The organism is Pseudomonas sp. GW821-FHT05D12 (assembly GCF_059419825.1).
Genome location: NZ_JBWKSN010000003.1, coordinates 468,605 through 488,930, shown reverse-complemented (window position 1 = coordinate 488,930; position 20,326 = coordinate 468,605). Strand labels below are relative to the sequence as shown.

Here is a 20,326-nt window from a genome sequence, read left to right as displayed (position 1 = left end):
TGCCTGCGACAGCGGTTTTCCAGTCATCTTATTGGCTGGCTGATACACCGCTATCGCAGGCAAGCCAGCTCCCACATTTTTCGAACCGCGTTCAGTCATTTTTATTGGGGAAACGCCGTAAATCCAGGGTCATCGGTAGCTCATCGTTGATGATCATCGTCGGTACCTGCAGCTTCCCAGGCGTATGCCCCAACCTGAAAAACCGCGCCATCCGCCGGCTCTCGGCTTCATTGGCATTCACCGGCAAGCTGTCGTAGTTGCGCCCGCCCGGATGGGCCACGTGGTACTGGCAGCCGCCCAGGGAGCGCTGCATCCAGGTGTCGAGCAGATCGAATACCAACGGCGCATGCACCGCGATGGTCGGTTGCAGACAGTTGGCCGGTTGCCAGGCGCGGTAACGCACGCCGGCAACGAACTCGCCGACGCGCCCGGTGGGTTGCAGCGGCACCGGGATGCCATTGCAGGTCAGCAGATAACGCTGCGGCGGCAAGCCGCTCAACTTCACCTGCAAGCGCTCCAGCGATGAATCGACATAGCGCACCGTGCCGCCCACCGCGCCCTCTTCACCGAGTACATGCCAGGGTTCCAGGGCCTGGCGCAATTCCAGTTCGATGCCGCTGACTGCGTAGTCGCCGACCTTGGGAAAACGGAATTCCAGGTGCGCGGCAAACCATTCGGCGCGCAGTGGGTAACCGGCGGCATTGAGTTCGACGATCACATCGGCAAAGTCCTGCTCGATAAAGTGCGGCAGCAGGAAACGGTCGTGCAGTTCGGTGCCCCAGCGCGCCAGCTTTGGCGGTGCATAGGGTTCACGCCAGAAGCGCGCGACCAACGCGCGCAGCAACAGCTGCTGGGTCAAGCTCATGCGCGCATGGGGCGGCATTTCAAAGGCGCGCAATTCCAGCAGGCCCAGGCGGCCGGTTGCGCCATCGGGTGAGTAGAGTTTGTCGATGCAGAACTCGGCGCGATGGGTGTTGCCGGTCACGTCGATCAGCAGGTTGCGCAGCAAGCGGTCCACCAACCACGGCGGGCACTCCTCGCCTGGTTCGGGCATTTGCGCGAAGGCGATTTCCAGCTCGTACAGCGCATCGTTGCGTGCTTCGTCGACCCGTGGCGCCTGGGAAGTCGGGCCGATGAACAGGCCGGAAAACAGGTACGACAGCGAAGGATGGTTATGCCAGTAGCTGATCAGACTGCGCAGCAAATCCGGCCTGCGCAGGAACGGTGAATCCTTGGGCGTCGCGCCGCCGAGTACAAAGTGGTTACCGCCGCCGGTGCCGGTGTGACGGCCGTCGATCATGAATTTCTCGGTGGTCAGCCGGGTTTGCCGAGCCTCTTCGTAGAGGAATTCGGTGCGCTCCACCAACTCGTCCCAAGTGGCGGACGGCTGCACGTTGACCTCGATCACGCCGGGGTCCGGCGTGACGCGGAAGTTGCTCAGGCGCGTATCCGCCGGCGGCTCGTAGCCTTCGAGCAGCACCGGGCAATGCAGCTCTTCGGCGGTGGCTTCGATGGCGGCCACCAGCTCCAGGTAATCCTCGACGCGCTCCAGCGGCGGCATAAACAGGTACAGGCGCCCTTCCCTGGCCTCGGCGCACAGGGCGGTACGGGTCAGCCAGTCGGCGGACTCGTCTACCTTCGGCACGCGCTCGTCGCTCGGCGCGGGTTCACCGTGGCTCTGCAGTTGCGCGGTTGTCGGCAGCCCCGGCTGATCCTGGTTCGGGTCGGTGGGATGCACAAAGGGATATTCCGCCGCCGTCACCCACGGTTGCGAGGCCAAGGGCAGGCGATAGCCCAGCGGCGAATCGCCCGGCACCAGACGGCAATGGTTATCGCGCAAGTACCAGCACCCGCTCTGCCAGCGATCATTGGCGGCGGTGCGCGCCAGCGGCAGCACCTGGCCGATGACTTTATCCAGGCCCTGGCTGAACACTTTGCGCAGGCGTTCGCGCTCAAGGTCATCACTCAGGCGCGGGTCTTGGGCGGTGACGTTTTGCGGCAGCGCGCCTTCGCGCCACAGGTAATAGAAATTGTCTTCGAAGGCCGGGAACACGAAACGCGCCGGCAGCTTCAGACGCTCGGCGACGCTGGCCAGAAAACGCCCGGCCAGCACGCCATCGGCGCCGTAGTCCTGTTGTTCATCGGCGATCAGCGCGCTGTTGTGCCAGATCGGCACGCCGTCGCGGCGCCAGTAACAATTGAGCGACCAACGCGGCAGTTGCTCGCCGGGGTACCACTTGCCCTGGCCGAAGTGCACCAGGCCTTTGGGCGCGTAGTGCTTGCGCATGCGCTGGAACAGCTCGGCGGACAGCCGTCGCTTGTCCGGCCCGAGGGCGGCGGTGTTCCACTCGGCGCCGTCGGGGTCGTCGATGGACACGAAAGTCGGCTCGCCACCCATGGTCAGGCGCACGTCATCCTTGAGCAGGTCGCCGTCAATCTGCCTGCCCAGGGCCTGGATCGCCAGCCATTGCTCTTCGGTGTAGGGCTTGGTGACGCGTGGCGCTTCCCAAATGCGTTCAACCGACATCTCGTGGGTAAATTCGCACTCGCAGGGCTCAACCAACCCACTGATTGGCGCGGCAGATGATGGATCGGGACTACAAGCGAGCGGGATATGCCCTTCACCGGCGAACAGCCCGGAGGTGGCATCCAGACCAATCCAGCCGGCGCCGGGCAGATACACCTCGCACCAGGCGTGCAGGTCGGTGAAGTCCACCTCCGTGCCGGACGGGCCGTCGAGGGCTTTGACGTCGGCGGTGAGCTGGATCAGATAGCCGGACACAAACCGCGCCGCCAAGCCCAGGTTGCGCAACAATTGCACCAGCAGCCAGGCCGAATCGCGGCAGGAACCGGAGGCGTTTTCCAGGGTAAATTCCGGGGTCTGCACGCCCGGCTCCATTCGGATCAGGTAACCGATATCGGCCGCCAGGCGCTGGTTGAGGCCGACCAGGAAATCCACCGCCGGCAGCGGCGTACGGTCGATGCCGGCAAGGTAGGCGGCAAATCTCGGCGTCAGCGGCAGGGTTTCCAGGTACGGCGCCAGCTCGCGCTGCTCATCGGCGGCGTAGGTGAACGGGATTTTTTCGGCGTAGGGCTCGAGGAAAAAGTCGAATGGGTTGAACACCGCCATCTCGGCGACCAGGTCGACTTCGATGCGCAACTCGTCGGTCTTTTCCGGAAACACCAGGCGCGCCAGGTAATTGCCCTGGGGGTCCTGCTGCCAATTGATGAAGTGCTGCTCGGGCAGCACTTTCAGCGCGTAGGACAAAATCCGCGTGCGGCTATGAGCCGCCGGGCGCAAACGCACGATCTGTGGGCCGAGTTCGACAGCGCGGTCATAGCGGTAATGCGTAACGTGGTGCAACGCGACATGAATCGACACGGCGGCCTCCTGCGAGCCAGGGCATGGACACAACGCGCGCAAGACTTATGCCAGAGCGGCGGTCATTGCGCTTTATCGTGGGACCCGGTGCAGTACAGCACCAAAACGGCGCCGTGGCTGCGGTAATGGTGCGAGGGTTGCACATTTATGTGGCGGTCATGTGAGCGGGGGTGGTGAATCTACCCAGTCAGCGAGCTTTTTGGCGGGCGCTGATGGCTTCGCGCAGGAGGCGAACTTCGACCAGTTTCTGGCGCATTTCACGGTGACGCTTGCTGTTGAACAGCAATAGCCCAAGCAATGGGAACACGAGGCTCAAGGCATACATCAGCGCATTCGGTTGATCATTGAGGGTTGGCAGTACACTCAGAAAGCACACCCCCAAAAGCACCACGACCGGCCACGTCCATTGGGGATGCCCGCGGGCGATCATGAAATTGCAGTGCACGATGATTAGCGTGAGCGCGATACCCACCAGGAAGGCGTACTTGGCGTTATCTGCCATGGACAGGCTGGGCATATAGCTGTCGAAGAACACCGGAAGCGTAAACACGAGGGTGAAAATCGAGGCAAATATCGCCCCCATGAAGACCGGGAAATACGTCGACAGAAAACTGCGAATGCTGGGCAGTTCGTTCATTGCTCGGCCTCCTCATACAGCCCTACGGCAATTGTGCGTACGTTCCCCGACACTGCGCTGCCGGTAAAACCAATGACTGCGCCCAAGGCATCCTTGATCTGCGTGACTGTTGCATGTTTGACCTCAGTGGGCGTGAACCGCTTAGGCAACTCGCCCGACAACTGCTTCAGCTTGATCATCTTGGACGTCAGGCGTGGATCGTTGATGCTCAACAGCTCTTTGGTCAACTTGGCGCGCTCCTGTCGATTCAGGCCCCTGAGCACCTCCCTTACACTTTTTCCGGTGGCGGCCTTATTCAGCCGCACCAGCTTGACCGTTGCCAGCGCCGATGAACCTACCCCGACCAACGACGCCGCATCCAGGGCAATCATGGTGTATTGGTACCACTCCTCACTGTCGAGCTGATCATTGCGCGCGGGGTTACGGATCTCATTGACCGTGCGATAGCCGCTGGCAAAACACTGCACGGAACTGGCTGCCGCAGCCGTGTAGCCAAGCGCCACGACCACCGAACTGGCGCCTGCCGAAAACGGGACCGCGACGGAACCACTGAGCACCACAATCCAACCGATGACCGCACCGGCACACGACAGCGTGGTATTGACCGCTTCGCCCACCAGCCGGGACTCCCGCGGGTTGTCTTGCACCTGTTGGGCGAATTGCGTTGGCGCGATGTACTTCTGTGCCTCACGCAGGATCAACCGCTTGGGTGCGATGCTGCAGATAGGCTGGAATTCGCGCAGAGTGACGACGTTGAACTCGGCATCGATATACACAACACCGGCACCGACAATGGCGGGGTCGGCATCGATGGCAGCGAACAGGCGCGGCAGGTTGATCTGGCTTTCGATGCGCTGGCGCGCCATGAATTGGGAGCGGTTGGAGTCCATGCCAATGTTGAGCAGGGGGTTGCTCATGGGTGTTCTTCCTTGAAATGAAGGGTGCCTGAACTGACGCCTTCGCGAGCAAGCCCGCTCCCACATTCGCGCGCATTCTCATGCTGGAACTCGGACAAATGTGGGAGCGGGCTTGCTCGCGAAGGCGATTCAATGGGCGCCACCTTAACAAACAGGTACGCCAGCGAATAGAAAGCAAAACGCCAGCACGAGGCTGGCGTTTTGCATATTCAGGTTGCGATCAGCGCGGCACGACCGGCTTGCGCGCAGGCTTGCCGCCCTTGCCCTTGGCCGCATCCGCGCGTTCCTTGGCTGCCTGCTTGTTGCGCGCCTGGGCGGCGGCCTTGGCTTGCTCGCGCTTGTCCCACGGGTTGCTGCCGTCGCTGCCACGCGGTGGCAGGCCGGTGTGCTGGGTGAGGATCCGGGTGGTGGTTTCCTTGGCGACCTTGTGGCTGCCGGCCGGCGTCGAGTTCTTGCGACGCGCGCTCTGGTAGCTGTCGGTGCTCGGCTGATGCAGCGGGATCAGTTGGTCCTTGCCCGGGCCGATCAAATCGGCACGGCCCATGCGGGTCAGCGCTTCACGCAGCATCGGCCAGCCTTTCGGGTCGTGGTAGCGCAAGAAGGCCTTGTGCAGGCGGCGCTGCTCTTCGCTCTTGACGATGGTCACCGCGTCGCTCTTGTAGGTGACCTTGCGCAGCGGGTTCTTGCCCGAGTGGTACATCGCGGTGGCGGTGGCCATCGGCGACGGGTAGAACGCCTGCACCTGGTCGGCGCGGAAGCCGTTGCCCTTGAGCCACAAGGCCAGGTTCATCATGTCTTCATCGGTGGTGCCCGGGTGGGCGGCGATGAAGTACGGGATCAGGTACTGCTCCTTGCCCGCTTCCTTGGTGTACTTCTCGAACATGCGCTTGAACTTGTCATAGCTGCCAATGCCCGGCTTCATCATCTGGTTGAGCGGACCTTCCTCGGTGTGTTCCGGGGCGATCTTGAGGTAACCACCGACGTGGTGGGTCACCAGCTCCTTGACGTACTCCGGCGACTCGACCGCGAGGTCGTAGCGCAGGCCGGAAGCGATCAAAATCTTCTTCACCCCCGGCAACGCACGGGCGCTGCGGTACAGCTGGATCAAGGAGGAGTGGTCGGTGTTCAGGTTCGGGCAGATACCCGGGAACACGCACGACGGCTTGCGGCACGCGGATTCGATTTCCGGGCTCTTGCAGGCGATGCGGTACATGTTCGCGGTCGGGCCGCCGAGGTCGGAGATCACGCCGGTGAAGCCCGGCACTTTGTCGCGGATCTCTTCGATTTCGCGGATGATCGACTCTTCGGAACGGTTCTGGATGATGCGACCTTCGTGCTCGGTGATCGAGCAGAAGGTGCAGCCGCCGAAGCAGCCACGCATGATGTTCACCGAGAAACGGATCATGTCGTAGGCCGGGATCTTTTCCTTGCCGTACACCGGGTGCGGAACGCGGGCGTAAGGCATGCCAAACACGTAGTCCATTTCTTCGGTGGTCATCGGAATCGGCGGCGGGTTGAACCACACGTCCACTTCACCGTGCTTCTGCACCAGCGCGCGGGCGTTGCCCGGGTTGGTTTCCAAGTGCAGCACGCGGTTGGCGTGTGCATACAGCACCGCGTCGCCACGGACCTTTTCCACCGATGGCAGGCGGATCACGGTCTTGTCGCGGGTCATCTTCGGGCTGGCAAGGATCTGCACGACCTTGGCTTCTTCCGGATCGTCCTGCGGGCCTTTTTCCTGCTCGATGGCGCAGGCCTGGGTGTCCTGGGTGTTCACGTACGGGTTGATGATCTTGTCGATCTTGCCCGGACGGTCGATCCGCGTAGAGTCCACTTCATACCAGCCTGCCGGCGTGTCACGACGAATGAACGCAGTGCCGCGCACGTCGGTGATGTCTTCGATCTTGTGACCCCACGACAGGCGCTGGGCCACTTCGACGATGGCGCGCTCGGCGTTGCCGTACAGCAGGATATCGGCGGTGGCGTCGATCAGGATCGAGTTGCGCACACGGTCCTGCCAGTAGTCGTAGTGGGCGATGCGGCGCAGGGAGGCTTCGATGCCTCCGAGCACGATCGGCACGTTCTTGTAGGCTTCCTTGCACCGCTGGCTGTACACCAGGCTCGCGCGGTCCGGGCGTTTGCCGGCCATGCCGCCAGGGGTGTAGGCGTCGTCGGAACGGATTTTCTTGTCGGCGGTGTAGCGGTTGATCATCGAGTCCATGTTGCCGGCCGCGACGCCGAAGAACAGGTTCGGCTCGCCAAGCTTCATGAAGTCGTCTTTGGACTGCCAGTTCGGCTGGGCAATGATCCCGACGCGAAAGCCCTGGGACTCCAGCAGCCGGCCGATGATGGCCATGCCGAACGATGGGTGGTCCACGTACGCATCACCGGTGACGATGATGATGTCGCAGGAATCCCAGCCAAGCTGATCCATCTCCTCCCTGCTCATTGGCAGGAATGGCGCAGGACCGAAACATTCGGCCCAGTACTTGGGATAGTCAAATAACGGCTTGGCTGTTTGCATGACGGTGACCGGTGTTGAGATGAAAAATCGCGGGCGCGGAATATAGCACAAATTTTGACCAATTCCGACGGCAACAGTCGGAATTGTGCTGAAGCCATCGGGGGCAAGCCCGCTCCCACACTGATTAGTGAATACATCCAGATGTGGCCGCTGGCGTGCCGGCGATCAGGCCCTTGAAGGCGCTGGGGCTTACTCGTCGTCGTCGAAGTTGTAACTGCCCGGAGCCAGGTTCTCGAAACGCGTGTACTTGCCGATGAACGCCAGGCGGATAAAGCCGATCGGCCCGTTCCGCTGCTTGCCGATGATGATCTCGGCAATGCCCTTGTGCTCGGTTTCGGGGTGGTACACCTCGTCGCGGTACACGAACATGATGACGTCGGCGTCCTGCTCGATCGCTCCGGATTCACGCAAGTCGGAGTTCACCGGGCGCTTGTTGGGACGTTGTTCCAGGGAACGGTTGAGCTGGGACAGCGCCACCACCGGGCAGTTGAATTCCTTGGCCAGGGCCTTCAGGGACCGCGAGATTTCGGAAATTTCGTTGGTCCGGTTGTCGCCGCTGGAGCCCGGGATCTGCATCAACTGCAAGTAGTCGATCATGATCAGGGCGATGTCGCCGTGCTCGCGCACCAGGCGGCGGGTACGTGCGCGCATCTCGGACGGGCTGATACCGGCGGTGTCATCGATGAACAACTTGCGGTCGTTGAGCAGGTTGACCGCCGAGGTCAGGCGCGGCCAATCGTCGTCTTCCAGGCGACCGGCACGCACCTTGGTCTGGTCGATACGGCCGAGCGAGGAAAGCATACGCATGACCAGCGATTCGCCTGGCATCTCGAGGGAGTACACCAGTACCGTCTTGTCGCTGCGCAACACCGCGTTTTCCACCAGGTTCATCGCAAAGGTGGTTTTACCCATGGATGGACGGCCGGCGACGATGATCAAGTCAGCCGGCTGCAGGCCACTGGTTTTCTCGTCGAGGTCGGTGTAGCCGGTGGAAATACCGGTGATGGCGTTGTCGGTGTTGAACAACGTGTCGATACGGTCGATGGCCTTGGTCAACAGCTCGTTGACGCCTACCGGGCCGCCGGTCTTGGGCCGTGCTTCAGCGATCTGGAAGATCTGGCGCTCGGCTTCGTCGAGAATCTCGGCGGCGGTACGGCCTTCGGGGTTGAAGGCACTGTCGGCGATCTCGGTGCTGATGCCGATCAGTTGGCGCAGCGTGGCGCGCTCGCGGACGATCTGCGCATACGCCTTGATGTTGGCGACGGACGGTGTGTTTTTCGCCAGCTCGCCGAGATAACCCAGGCCGCCGACCTGGGAGGTCTGGCCTTCCTTGTCCAGCTGTTCGGCCAGGGTCACCACGTCGATCGGCGAGTTCTGGTCGGCCAGCTTGGCAATGGCACGGAAGATCAGGCGATGGTCATGCCGATAGAAATCACCGTCCGAGACTTGATCCAGCACGCGTTCCCAGGCGTTGTTGTCCAGCATCAGGCCACCGAGCACGGCCTGTTCGGCCTCGATGGAATGCGGCGGCACCTTCAGGGCAGCGGTTTGCAGATCGTATTGCTCAGGAGCTGAAATATCGTTCATGGCCACTTGGAATTAGGGGTTTGTAGAAAAACAAAAGGCACGACCTGTAAACAGGATCGTGCCCGATGTTAACCGCCTGGCACGCGAGGTGCCAGTCAGTTAGGTGCTGCTTAAGCTGCTACCACGACAACGCGTACGGTGGCTTCAACTTCAGCGTGCAGGTGCACGGCTACGTCGAATTCGCCTACGTTGCGGATGGTGCCGTTCGGCAGACGAACTTCGCTCTTCTGCACTTCAACGCCGGAGGCGGTCAGTGCATCAGCGATGTCGTGGGTGCCGATCGAACCGAACAGCTTGCCTTCGTCACCGGCGGTGGCAGTGATAGTCACTTCCAGCTCAGCCAGTTGGGCAGCGCGAGTTTCGGCCGATGCTTTTTTGTCTGCTGCGGCTTTTTCCAGCTCAGCACGACGCTCTTCAAACGCAGCCAGGTTGGCAGCGGTTGCAGCGGTGGCTTTGCCGTATGGCAGCAGGTAGTTACGACCGTAGCCGGCCTTAACGTTCACTTTGTCGCCCAGGTTGCCCAGGTTGGCGACTTTTTCCAGAAGGATCAGTTGCATGTGAAAATCCTCTAACTTTTAACCTTCACCGTTCGCGTTATCGGCGTCTTTCGACGCGAGACGACCGCGAAAATCAATCAGGCCGTCGACAATGGCCAAGACCACGAGTAACGGATAGATCAGCTGCATGAACAGCAACAGCGTGACGTACAACCCCACCAGCCAGAACTTGGCCAGGCGCTTTCGCGCAACCAGCCCGTGAATCAGGGCCAGTCCGGCAAACACCAGCGGTACGCTGCAAATCGGCGCCAGCAAGGCCATCTGTGGACCGAAGTTCGGTCCGACAACCATGCACGCCAGCAGCAACATCGCCAGCCCCGCAGGGATTCTGATACTGCGAAATTCGCGACCAAAACCACCCGGGTTGTACAACAACGCCTGCCAATAACGCCCAAGAATCAGGCTCAGCACGCTGACGATCTGCAACAGTGCCGCTATCAGGCCGGTCAGGACCGGTGCAATCAGTGCCGCAAGGCGCGCTCGCTCATCTACCGTCAACTGCTGGTAGAGATCCCCGAGGGCCAGCGGCAGGATCTTGACGATCTCCTGCGCCAGCGCCTCGATATGCGGGCGGAAAGCCGCGCCAAGCATTACTGAGTACACCAACCCCAATGCCACGCTGACCAGCAGCGTGCGGACCCAGGACTCGCTTGCGCGTAAAACCAACGCAAGGCTCGATGACCCCAGCAGTACCAGAAGCACGCGTGGATCGTCGAATTGCAGCCACCAGACCAAGGCCGGCAGCAGTCCCAGGGCGAGAACGCCAAGGGCGTCCTTCAAACCGCGCCGCAGGAGCACAAGGCAACCTGCGGCAGCACCCAACCAATAAAGCAACGGCAATGCCGCACATCCAGCCACTACCAGAGTGGCCTGCACACGACCGCGCATGATGAACTCAGCTAAGGCGCGCATGCATTCAATCCCTTACTACTTGTCGACTGCCCGGTCTCAGCGGCCGTGGCTGTCGGTGTAGGCCAGCAGGGCCAGGAAGCGGGCGCGCTTGATAGCGGTGGCCAGCTGACGCTGATAACGTGCTTTGGTACCGGTGATACGGCTTGGAACGATTTTGCCGGTCTCGGATACGTAGGCTTTCAGAGTGTTGAGATCTTTGTAATCGATCTCTTTCACGTCTTCAGCGGTGAAGCGGCAGAATTTACGACGACGGAAGAAACGTGCCATTTGATAGGCTCCTTAAAAGGTCCGTGGATTACTCGTCAGCGTTATCGCTGTTGTCGCTGTCATCACTGTCAGCGCTATCAGCGCCTTCGTGCTCAGGACGGTCGCGACGCTCACGGCGCTCACTGCGGTTTTCTTCAGCCTTGAGCATCTCGGATTGGCCGGTAACGGCTTCTTCGCGACGGATGACCAGGTTACGGATCACTGCATCGTTGTAGCGGAAGTTGTCTTCCAGCTCGGCCAGGGCCTTGCCAGTGCACTCAACGTTCAGCATCACGTAGTGAGCCTTGTGAACATTGTTGATTGCGTAGGCCAGTTGACGACGGCCCCAATCTTCCAGACGGTGGATTTTGCCGCCATCTTCTTCGATCAGCTTGGTGTAACGCTCAACCATGCCGCCGACTTGCTCGCTTTGATCCGGGTGGACCAAAAAGATGATTTCGTAATGACGCATGAATGCTCCTTACGGGTTGTAGCCTGCCGCTCAAAAACGGTCAGACAAGGAGTGAATGACACTTATGGATCTTGCCGCAGGGAGGCACATCGGTGCCTGCCAGGAAGGCAAGGGGCGCAATTGTAGAGAAGGGGGAGAAAGGGTGCAAGGTGATTGGTGATTATTTGAACAGCGCCCATACACCACTAAAACAAATGTGGGAGGTGGCCTGCTCCCGAAAGCGGTGTGCCAGTCACCCAATGCACTGGCTGATACACCGTATTCGGGAGCAAGCCCCCTCCCACATTTTGACCTGCGCCAGACTTGGTTATTTCTTGGCTTTAGCCTTGGCACCGCGCTGGCGCTGGGCTTCGAACAGGCAGACGCCCGTTGCGACCGATACGTTGAGACTGCTGACGCTGCCGGCCATCGGCAGGTGCACCAGGTAATCGCAATGCTCACGGGTCAGGCGACGCATGCCTTTGCCTTCGGCGCCCATGATCAGGATGGTCGGGCCGGTGAGGTCCTGGTCATAGATGCTGACCTCGGCCTCTCCCGCCGTGCCCACGACCCACAGGCCGCGCTGCTGGAGTTTCTCCAGGGTACGCGCGAGGTTGGTCACGGCTACCAGCGGAATCACTTCCGCCGCGCCACAGGCGACTTTACGTACAACCGGCGTCAAGGTCGCCGACTTGTCCTTGGGCACGATCACTGCCAGCGCGCCGGCGGCATCCGCCGAACGCAGGCAGGCACCGAGGTTGTGCGGGTCGGTCACGCCATCCAGCACCAGCAGCAGCGGCGCACCTTCGGTACGGTCGAGCAGCTCGTCAAGCATGGCTTCGCCCCAGACCTGGCTCGGGCTCACGTCCGCGACCACGCCCTGGTGGACACCTTCCACCCACACGTCCATTTCACGCCGCTCGGCCTGGCCGATCGCGACTTTGTTGGCAGTGGCCAGCTCGACCAGCGCTTGCACGCGCGGCTCGCTGCGACCTTCGGCCAACCAGACTTGCTTGACGCGCTTGGGATGGTGACGCAGCAATGCTTCTACGGCGTGTACGCCGTAGATTTTTTCCAGACTCATGACTTGGCCTTAGGTTTGCGCGACCCGCCGCTTTTCGCGGGGGCCGAACCCGCTTTTGGCGGGCCTTTACGGTGTTTACTCGGCTTGCTCGACGGCTTTTCCGCCCCGTGGGACTTTCCCCCAGACGCCGCTTTACCACCGCTTTTGGCTTCGTTGAGCAACTGCTGCTTCAACTCACGGCTCTTGCGCAGTTCGGCGTTTTTCGCCGCTGCGTCACTTGGGCGATAGGCTTCGGGGGCCTTGTCCTTGGCAGACGAACGACGACCCGCCTTGGCCGGCGCAGGCTCGGTGGCCGCCGCTTTCGCAGGAGCCCCCTTGCCCTTGGCGGCCGGGACTGCGGTGTCGCTGCCACGTTTTTTCCGGCCAGTCGGTTCGGCCGGTTTGTCAGGCATGCCGAAGTCGATCTTGCGCTCGTCGAGATCGACGCGCATGACCTGCACTTCCACCGTGTCGCCCAAGCGGAAGCTGCGACCGGTGCGCTCGCCCGCCAGGCGGTGATGCACAGGATCGAAGTGGTAGTAGTCGCCCGGCAACGCGGTGACGTGCACCAGGCCCTCGACGTAGATGTCGGTCAGCTCGACGAACAGGCCAAAGCCGGTCACGGCAGTGATCACACCCGGGAACGACTCGCCCACGCGGTCTTTCATGAACTCGCACTTGAGCCAGTTCACCACGTCGCGGGTGGCTTCGTCGGCGCGGCGCTCGCTCATGGAGCACTGCTCGCCCAACTGTTCCAGGGCCGCTTCGTCGTACGGATAGATCCGAGCCTTCGGAATGGTCATGGCACCGGCGCGCTTGACGTGCGGGGTATTCTGCTTGGAGTGGATCACGCTGCGGATCGCCCGGTGCGTGAGCAAGTCCGGGTAACGGCGGATCGGCGAAGTGAAGTGGGTGTACGCCTCGTAATTCAGGCCGAAGTGGCCCTGATTATCGGCGCTGTACACCGCCTGGCTCAGGGAGCGCAGCATCACGGTCTGGATCACGTGGTAATCCGGACGGTCCTTGATGCTCGCAAGCAGAGCCTGGTAGTCCTTCGGCGTCGGGCCGTCCTTGCCTTTGTGCAGGGACAGGCCGAGTTCGCCGAGGAACGCGCGCAGTTTTTCCAGGCGCTCCGGCGGCGGGCCGTCGTGCACACGGTACAACGCAGGGATTTCGTGCTTTTTCAGGAATTCAGCAGTGGCCACGTTGGCCGCCAGCATGCATTCCTCGATCAGCTTGTGCGCGTCGTTGCGGGTGGTCGGGGTGATCGCGGCGATCTTGCGCTCGGAACCGAAGACAATCCGGGTTTCCTGGGTTTCAAAATCGATCGCGCCACGCACGTGACGCGCGCCCAGCAACACCTTGTACAACGCATACAGCTGCTTGAGGTGCGGCACGACGCCGGCGTATTCAGTACGCAGGGCCTTGGCTTCGCTGGTCTTCGGCGTCTCCAGGATGGTGCTGACCTTGTTGTAGGTCAGGCGCGCCTGGGAGTGGATCACCGCTTCGTAGAACTGGTAATCGGTCATTTCGCCGGTTTTCGAGATAGTCATCTCGCACACCATGGCCAAACGGTCGACTTTCGGGTTCAGCGAGCACAGGCCGTTGGACAGTTCTTCCGGCAGCATCGGGATCACGCGCTCGGGGAAGTACACCGAGTTGCCGCGCACCTGGGCTTCGTTGTCCAGTGCCGAGCCGATTTTCACGTAGCTGGAGACGTCGGCAATCGCCACGTACAACTTCCAGCCGCCGGAGAACAGGCGCAACTTGCCAGGCTTGGCTTCGCAATAGACCGCGTCGTCGAAGTCGCGGGCGTCTTCGCCGTCGATGGTGACGAACGGCAGATGGCGCAAGTCGATGCGCTTCTCTTTGTCCTTCTCGTCCACTTCGGGCTTGAGCTTGCGGGCTTCTTTCACGACGGCTTCAGGCCATACGTGAGGGATGTCGTAGGTGCGCAGCGCGACATCGATTTCCATGCCCGGCGCCATGTAGTTGCCGACCACTTCGATCACGTCGCCCTGCGGCTGGAAGCGCGGGGTTGGCCAGTGGGTGATCTTCACCTCGACGAACTGGCCGATCTTGGCGTTGGCGTTGCGGCCCGGGGTGATCAGCACTTCCTGCTGCACCTTGGGGTTATCCGGCACCACAAAGCCGATACCGCCTTCTTCGAAGTAACGGCCGACGATGGTCTCGTGACCACGGGACACCACTTCGACGATCACGCCTTCACGGCGACCGCGACGGTCGAGGCCGGAAACGCGCGCCAGGGCACGGTCGCCATCGAACACCAGGCGCATCTGCGCCGGGCTCATGAACAGGTCGTCACTGCCATCATCCGGGATCAGGAAGCCGAAGCCGTCACGGTGGCCGGCAATGCGGCCAAGGATCAGGTCGAGCTTGTCCACGGGCGCATAGGTGCCACGGCGGGTGTAGATCAGTTGAGCGTCGCGCTCCATGGCGCGCAGGCGGCGGCGCAGGGCTTCGAGCTGGTCTTCGGTGGTCAGACCGAATTCTTCGACCAACTGCTCGCGGCTAGCAGGCGAACCCCGATCGGCGAGATGCGCCAGGATCAGTTCGCGGCTAGGAATAGGGTTTTCATATTTTTCCGCTTCACGAGCGGCCTCGGGATCGAGGGACTGCCAATCGGCCATTAGAGAGTTTTCACCTTGTCTATATGCGGGTTAGTTTGGCATACGCGTATTGAAACGGGAAATTTCAGGCATCAACAAGCGTTTTAAAGGCCTTTGCAGCCCTCGGAACGCACCTTGCACGACCACTGGCGAAATTTTCCAGGTTTTTTTGATAGCAGGGCTTTACAGCCAAAATAGCGCTGCGTATAGTGCGCGCCATCGACGACGGCAACGTTGTCAGATAATGCCCAGGTGGTGAAATTGGTAGACACGCCAGCTTCAGGTGCTGGTGATCGTCGCAAGGTCGTGGAAGTTCGAGTCTTCTCCTGGGCACCAAATTCAGATCAAACCCGCGAAAGCGGGTTTTTTCGTTTCAGGCCTTTGATTTTAAACGTGAATCCCGATTTATATTTTTGATATCAGGGGTTTACAGATCAAAAAGCCCTCCGTATAGTTCGCTCCATCAACAGCGCAAGCGTTGTTGATAATGCCCAGGTGGTGAAATTGGTAGACACGCCAGCTTCAGGTGCTGGTGATCGCAAGGTCGTGGAAGTTCGAGTCTTCTCCTGGGCACCAAATTCAGATCAAACCCGCGAAAGCGGGTTTTTTCGTTTCCGGGGTTTGAAAACATCAGCCTGGAAACTTTCCCACCCGATTTACCCTCCCGTCCGCACCTGAGAAACTTTATCGTTTATCCTTGCAATGATTTGTTGCACTCAAGTGAGGAAAACCCCGGATGATGATCCGCGATACCCGTCTCAAGACATCCCTTCTGCGTGGCCTGACCATCACTCTGCTCGGCCTGACCCTGCTCTCGCCCAGTGCCTATTCCGCCGACAAGGTTTCCCTGACCCTGTACAACGGCCAACACAAAGAAGTCGGCGATGAACTCGCCAAGGCCTTCGAAGCCAAGACCGGCATCCACGTCAATGTGCGCAAAGGCAGCAGCAACCAGCTGGCCAGCCAGGTCGTGGAAGAAGGCGAGCGCTCCCCTGCCGACGTGATCTACACCGAAGAGTCACCGCCCCTGAACAAGCTCGGCGAGCAAGGCCTGCTGGCGAAGATCGATGCCAGCACTCTCGCGGTGTTGCCCAAGGACTACGTCGGCAGCAACGGCGACTGGATGGGCGTGACTGCACGTACCCGCGTCGTGGCGTTCAACCCCAAACTGATCGCCGAAAAAGACCTGCCCAAGTCGGTACTGGACTTCGCCGGTCCCGAGTGGCAAGGCAAGGTCGGCTTCGTGCCCACCAGCGGCGCGTTCCAGGAACAGGCCGTGGCGATCATCAAGCTGCACGGCCGCGAAGCCGCCGAAGAATGGCTGACCGGCCTGCGCGCCTTCGGCAAGGTGTACAGCAACAACATGGTCGCCCTCAAAGCTGTGGAAAATGGCGAAGTGGCTACCGTGCTGGTGAACAACTACTACTGGTTTGCCCTGAAGAAGGAAAAAACCAACCTGGATTCCCAGCTGCATTACTTCACCAATGGCGATGCCGGCGGCCTGATCACCGTGTCTTCGGCAGCGGCACTGAAATCCAGCAAACACCCCCAGGAAGCACAGCAGCTGCTGGCGTTCATGGCCAGTGAAGAAGGCCAGCGCGTGATCACCAACACCTCGGCCGAATACCCGCTGCGCAAGGGCATGGAATCCAACCGTGGCCTCAAGCCCTTCAGCGAGCTGCAACCGCCGAAAGTCACGCCTGCCGACCTGGGTAACGCCGAAGAGGCCCTGGACCTGGAACGTGACGTTGGCTTGAACTGATGAACCCATCGCCACCCGCCCCCGCCCTGCGTGGGGGTTTCACCCCGCGACGCAAGCGCCCCTCGATCTGGTTGTTGCTCCCCGTCCTGCTCCTGGTGGGCCTGAGCCTGCTGCCGCTGGTGTATGTCGGGCTGAAGGCCTGGCAGGCAGGCTGGGCAGAAGCGGTGCACTTGCTGTGGCGGCCTTACGTGTTTGGACTGCTGCGCAACACCTTGGCGCTGATGGTCGGGGTGACGGTCGCGTGCGCCGTGATCGGCCTGTCCCTGGCGTGGCTGCTGGAGCGCAGCAACCTGCCGGGACGGCGCATCTGGGGCGTGATCCTGTGCCTGCCGTTTGCGGTGCCGGCGTTTGTCAGCAGCTTTACCTGGGTGTCGCTGAGCGCCCAATTCGAAGGGCTCGGCGGGGCGATCCTGGTGATGAGCCTGTCCAAATACCCGCTGGTGTTCTTGCCGGTGGCGGCCACCCTGCGCAATCTTGACCCCTCGCTGGAAGAGTCGGCCCGCACCCTGGGACTCAACCGCTGGGGCATATTCTTCCGGGTGACATTGCCGCTGCTGTGGCCATCGCTGCTGGCCGGGGCCCTGTTGATTGCCCTGCACATGCTGGTGGAATTCGGTGCGCTGTCGATCATCGGATTGCAGACGTTCACCACCGCGATCTACCAACAGTTCGAACTGGAATTCAGCAATGCGAATGCCGCGATGCTCTCGGCGGTGCTGCTGGTGATGTGCCTGACGCTCCTGTGGCTGGAGTTGCGCGTGCGCGGCAAGGGCCGGCACGTGCGTATCGGCCAGGGCGCGGCGCGGCACGCGGAGCAGGTCCGACTGGGTAAATGGGCGCCACTGGGCCAAGTGTATTGCTTGCTGCTGGCAATCATCGGCAGCGGCATTCCCCTGGGCATGCTCGGGTATTGGCTGGCAGTTGGTTCGTCGGCGGCGTTTCCAGCGGCCGAAATTGGCGAGGCGCTGCTGTCTTCCCTGGCACTCTCGCTGGGCGGCGCCGCGCTGTGCCTGGTACTGGCAGTGCCGGTGGGGCTACTGGTGGTGCGCTACAAAGGCCAACTGGCGCTCTGGGCCGAACGCCTGCCGTACCTGCTGCACGCCCTGCCCGGCCTGGTGATTGCGCTGACGCTGGTGTATTTCGCCCTGCATTACGTGCCGGCGCTGTACCAGACCTCGGCGTTGCTGTTGATTGCTTATGCGCTGCTGTTTCTGCCGCTGGCGCAGGCGCCGATCCGTACCGCCCTGAACAAGGCGGCGCCGCAGCTGGAAGAAGCCGCACGTACGCTGGGCGCGTCGTCGTTCAGCGCGTTTTGCCGAGTGACCTTGCCGATTATTTTCCCGGCATTGGGCGCGGCGTTTGCGCTGGTGTTCCTGGATGCGATGAAGGAGTTGACGGCGACGCTGCTGCTCAGCCCGACCGGGCTGAACACCTTGGCCACGGCGGTGTGGGCGCATACCTCGAATGTGGAATTCGCGGCGGCGGCGCCATATGCCGCGTTGTTGATCCTGGTGTCGGGGTTGCCGGTGTATTTGCTTACGACGCGGATGTACTTGAGCCGCTGAAGCCGCCATCGCAGGCAAGCCAGCTCCCACACTCGACCGTATTCCAATGTTGTAACGCGATCGAGTGTGGGAGCTGGCTTGCCTGCGATGAGGCCGAAACAGGCGACATCAAGCCCGGAACTGCCCCAGGCTCGCCTTCAACTGTGCAGCCAACCCATCCAGCACCTTGCCACTGGCCGTGGTCTCCACCACCGCCTGCGCCGCACGTTCGGCCTGGGCATGGATCACCTCGACCCGCCCACGCACCGCATGCGCGCCCTGCGCTTGATGCTCGGCCGCGCGCGTGGCGAGGCCGATGGCCGCGTGCACCTGCTCCACCGAAGCCTGCACCGTTTGCTGCAGGCGCACGCTATCGCGCAGCACCAATAAGCCTTCGTTGGCCTGGCGTCCGGCCTTGCCAATGGTTTCCACCGCCTCGCGCGCGCCCTGCTGCAGGGCCGCGATATGCGCCTGAATGTCACCAGTAGAGCTTTGGGTCTTGCTGGCCAGCGCACGCACTTCGTCCGCCACCACTGCAAAACCACGACCGGTCTCGCCGGCGCGCGCCGCTTCAATGGCTGCGTTAAGCGCCAACAGGTTGGTCTGTTCGGCAATACCATGGATCACCGTTAACACCACTTCGATCTGCTCGCTTTGCTGCGCCAGGCGCTCAATCACCTGCGAACCGGCTTGCACCTGCCCGGCCAGCGCTTCGATCAGGCTGCCGACTTCGGCCGAGGTGCGCGAGTTCTCATCGGTCGCCTGGCGAATATCCACCACCTGCTGCAACGCGGCCTGCATCGCATGGCTTTCGGCCTGGGCCTCGTCGGCCATTTGCGACAGCGCGCGCAGGCTTTCGGCGACTTCGTCACGCTGCAGCCCGGCGGCGGCATCGGCACCCGCATTGCGCAAGGTCATGGCGCCGATTTCCACACCGGTACGCTGCGCCACGTCACCAGCCTCACGCACGATGGGCTGCAACTTATCCACAAAGCGATTGACCGCCGAGGCCATGTCGCCGATTTCGTCCTTGCTGCTGATCTGCACACGCTTGGTCAGGTCGCCCTCGCCTGCCGCCAGGTCATCCATGGCCGCAATCAACAGCTTCAGGCGATTGACCACGCGCCGCCCAAGCACGATCGCGATCAGCAGCAATACGCCAAAGCCAACCAGCGCGAGCCCCATGCCGATGCGCCAGCGCAAGGTGCCGGCAGCCTCCTGGACAGCGCTGGAGGTGTTGGCCGTCATCTGGGTCGCAGTGGCTTGCGCCGACTGCAACCGCGCGCCCATGGCGGCCGCGCTATCGGCAGCGGCGCCCTTGAGGCTGTCGCCGACCAGTTGGTCGCCGCTGGCGATCAATGCAGCAAAACGCTTATCCAGGGCTTGCAGGTCCGCTTCTACCGACGCGGTCGAAACGCCCATGATGACTCTGCCGATCTCGACGCCATTAGGACTGATGGACGCCTCGACGTAATACACCGACGGATCGGTCTTGGCCGCATTCAACACTTTGTCCAACGCGCGTTCGCCCTGGCCCTTTTCCAGCAGCGCCTGGTTGATCGGGTTTTCTCGATTCAGGTAGCGCGTGAGGTGCTCACCCGCCGCATCGTCATACACCACAAACAACACGTTGGGATTGCGCTGGGCACGGCGGGCAAACTCCGACAGCGTCGGCACGTCGCTGTCCCACATGGCGCGCGGCGCCACCGAGGCCAGCAGTTGAGCCATATCGTTAGCGGAGTCCTGCAGGTCTTTTTCCAGGGTCGCACGCAGTTGCTTCTGCTCTTCCTGCAGACGCGTGGACAACCCAGCGGTAAGGCGCTGGCGAGTACTGGACGACAAGCTGTCGAGACTGGAAGTCACCTCTTTGCCAGCCTGGGCCAATTCGCCGGACAGTTTCTGGCTGTCGATCCCCAGGCGATTGCCCAAATCAGCTTCCAGCGCCGTGACTGTGCTCCGGGTCAGAGCGACCGCCACCAGCACTTGCACCAAAAGAGCGATACCTAGGGTAACGAACACCGGCCGCAACAGACGGCTTTGTAACAATGAGAGAACGGCAGACATCTGGGAATCCCTCCACCACGGGTGCCATTAATTTGATAGCACCGCGAAAG

14 protein-coding genes and 2 tRNA genes are annotated in these 20,326 nt (G+C 61.5%); 4 read left to right on the top strand and 12 right to left on the bottom strand.

Features of this window, described 5'->3' with window-relative positions; all coding sequences use genetic code 11:
* Nucleotides 1–91 precede the first annotated feature (91 nt).
* From AC07SI_RS07845 to rnr, 11 genes are all read right to left on the bottom strand, one after another.
* Nucleotides 92–3,382 (bottom strand): transglutaminase family protein, encoded by a 3,291-nt coding sequence (locus tag AC07SI_RS07845; RefSeq protein WP_495005483.1) that lies wholly within the window; start codon nt 3,380–3,382, stop codon nt 92–94.
* A 187-nt stretch (nt 3,383–3,569) separates the two neighbouring features.
* The gene (locus tag AC07SI_RS07840) at nt 3,570–4,019 is read right to left on the bottom strand and encodes a hypothetical protein (protein WP_201143430.1); all 450 of its coding nucleotides are present in this window, start codon (nt 4,017–4,019) and stop codon (nt 3,570–3,572) included.
* Nucleotides 4,016–4,936 carry an Ssp4 family T6SS effector gene (ssp4, locus tag AC07SI_RS07835; protein ID WP_065900142.1) on the bottom strand — a complete coding sequence of 307 codons (921 nt, stop codon included), beginning with the start codon at nt 4,934–4,936 and terminating at the stop codon, nt 4,016–4,018. The genes AC07SI_RS07840 and ssp4 overlap by 4 nt, the downstream gene beginning before the upstream one ends.
* A gap of 220 nt (nt 4,937–5,156) precedes the next feature.
* The gene (locus tag AC07SI_RS07830; RefSeq protein WP_065900141.1) at nt 5,157–7,460 is read right to left on the bottom strand and encodes a YgiQ family radical SAM protein; all 2,304 of its coding nucleotides are present in this window, start codon (nt 7,458–7,460) and stop codon (nt 5,157–5,159) included.
* A 189-nt stretch (nt 7,461–7,649) separates the two neighbouring features.
* Nucleotides 7,650–9,047 carry a replicative DNA helicase gene (gene dnaB / locus AC07SI_RS07825; protein ID WP_065900140.1) on the bottom strand — a complete coding sequence of 466 codons (1,398 nt, stop codon included), beginning with the start codon at nt 9,045–9,047 and terminating at the stop codon, nt 7,650–7,652.
* Nucleotides 9,048–9,157: 110 nt separating this feature from the next.
* Entirely contained in the window at nt 9,158–9,604 is a 447-nt protein-coding gene (rplI, locus tag AC07SI_RS07820) for a 50S ribosomal protein L9 (RefSeq protein WP_003171376.1), read from the bottom strand.
* A gap of 18 nt (nt 9,605–9,622) precedes the next feature.
* Nucleotides 9,623–10,516: a hypothetical protein gene (locus AC07SI_RS07815; protein WP_495005482.1), complete on the bottom strand. Its 894-nt coding sequence runs from the start codon at nt 10,514–10,516 to the stop codon at nt 9,623–9,625.
* A 36-nt stretch (nt 10,517–10,552) separates the two neighbouring features.
* Entirely contained in the window at nt 10,553–10,783 is a 231-nt protein-coding gene (gene rpsR / locus AC07SI_RS07810) for a 30S ribosomal protein S18 (RefSeq protein WP_002551829.1), read from the bottom strand.
* A gap of 28 nt (nt 10,784–10,811) precedes the next feature.
* Nucleotides 10,812–11,234 carry a 30S ribosomal protein S6 gene (gene rpsF, locus AC07SI_RS07805; RefSeq protein WP_003236224.1) on the bottom strand — a complete coding sequence of 141 codons (423 nt, stop codon included), beginning with the start codon at nt 11,232–11,234 and terminating at the stop codon, nt 10,812–10,814.
* A gap of 307 nt (nt 11,235–11,541) precedes the next feature.
* Nucleotides 11,542–12,297 carry a 23S rRNA (guanosine(2251)-2'-O)-methyltransferase RlmB gene (gene rlmB / locus AC07SI_RS07800; protein WP_065900136.1) on the bottom strand — a complete coding sequence of 252 codons (756 nt, stop codon included), beginning with the start codon at nt 12,295–12,297 and terminating at the stop codon, nt 11,542–11,544.
* On the bottom strand, nt 12,294–14,927 hold the full coding sequence (rnr, locus tag AC07SI_RS07795) for a ribonuclease R (protein ID WP_495005481.1): 2,634 nt from the start codon (nt 14,925–14,927) through the stop codon (nt 12,294–12,296). Before rnr ends, rlmB begins: the two co-directional genes overlap by 4 nt.
* 225 nt (nt 14,928–15,152) lie before the next feature.
* On the opposite strand from rnr, the gene AC07SI_RS07790 reads away from it, so the two are divergent.
* From AC07SI_RS07790 to AC07SI_RS07775, 4 genes are all read left to right on the top strand, one after another.
* A tRNA-Leu gene (locus AC07SI_RS07790) sits at nt 15,153–15,242 on the top strand.
* 153 nt (nt 15,243–15,395) lie between these two features.
* Nucleotides 15,396–15,482, top strand: a tRNA-Leu gene (locus tag AC07SI_RS07785).
* Nucleotides 15,483–15,642: 160 nt separating this feature from the next.
* Entirely contained in the window at nt 15,643–16,668 is a 1,026-nt protein-coding gene (locus AC07SI_RS07780; RefSeq protein ID WP_065900132.1) for an iron ABC transporter substrate-binding protein, read from the top strand.
* Entirely contained in the window at nt 16,668–18,233 is a 1,566-nt protein-coding gene (locus AC07SI_RS07775) for an ABC transporter permease (RefSeq protein ID WP_495005480.1), read from the top strand. Before AC07SI_RS07780 ends, AC07SI_RS07775 begins: the two co-directional genes overlap by 1 nt.
* A 108-nt stretch (nt 18,234–18,341) precedes the next feature.
* Here the strand turns inward: AC07SI_RS07775 and AC07SI_RS07770 are convergent, their stop codons facing one another.
* On the bottom strand, nt 18,342–20,276 hold the full coding sequence (locus AC07SI_RS07770; protein ID WP_495005479.1) for a methyl-accepting chemotaxis protein: 1,935 nt from the start codon (nt 20,274–20,276) through the stop codon (nt 18,342–18,344).
* Nucleotides 20,277–20,326: the final 50 nt, after the last annotated feature.

Bases quoted from the DNA above. Each gene is read 5' to 3' on its own strand.
- AC07SI_RS07815 (WP_495005482.1), bottom strand. From the start codon at position 10,516: ATGCGCGCCTTAGCTGAGTTCATCATGCGCGGTCGTGTGCAGGCCACT.
- AC07SI_RS07775 (WP_495005480.1), top strand. From the start codon at position 16,668: ATGAACCCATCGCCACCCGCCCCCGCCCTGCGTGGGGGTTTCACCCCG.
- AC07SI_RS07770 (WP_495005479.1), bottom strand. From the start codon at position 20,276: ATGTCTGCCGTTCTCTCATTGTTACAAAGCCGTCTGTTGCGGCCGGTG.
- rnr (WP_495005481.1), bottom strand. From the start codon at position 14,927: ATGGCCGATTGGCAGTCCCTCGATCCCGAGGCCGCTCGTGAAGCGGAA.
- AC07SI_RS07830 (WP_065900141.1), bottom strand. From the start codon at position 7,460: ATGCAAACAGCCAAGCCGTTATTTGACTATCCCAAGTACTGGGCCGAA.
- ssp4 (WP_065900142.1), bottom strand. From the start codon at position 4,936: ATGAGCAACCCCCTGCTCAACATTGGCATGGACTCCAACCGCTCCCAA.
- rplI (WP_003171376.1), bottom strand. From the start codon at position 9,604: ATGCAACTGATCCTTCTGGAAAAAGTCGCCAACCTGGGCAACCTGGGC.
- AC07SI_RS07840 (WP_201143430.1), bottom strand. From the start codon at position 4,019: ATGAACGAACTGCCCAGCATTCGCAGTTTTCTGTCGACGTATTTCCCG.
- AC07SI_RS07780 (WP_065900132.1), top strand. From the start codon at position 15,643: ATGATGATCCGCGATACCCGTCTCAAGACATCCCTTCTGCGTGGCCTG.
- dnaB (WP_065900140.1), bottom strand. From the start codon at position 9,047: ATGAACGATATTTCAGCTCCTGAGCAATACGATCTGCAAACCGCTGCC.
- rlmB (WP_065900136.1), bottom strand. From the start codon at position 12,297: ATGAGTCTGGAAAAAATCTACGGCGTACACGCCGTAGAAGCATTGCTG.
- rpsF (WP_003236224.1), bottom strand. From the start codon at position 11,234: ATGCGTCATTACGAAATCATCTTTTTGGTCCACCCGGATCAAAGCGAG.
- rpsR (WP_002551829.1), bottom strand. From the start codon at position 10,783: ATGGCACGTTTCTTCCGTCGTCGTAAATTCTGCCGCTTCACCGCTGAA.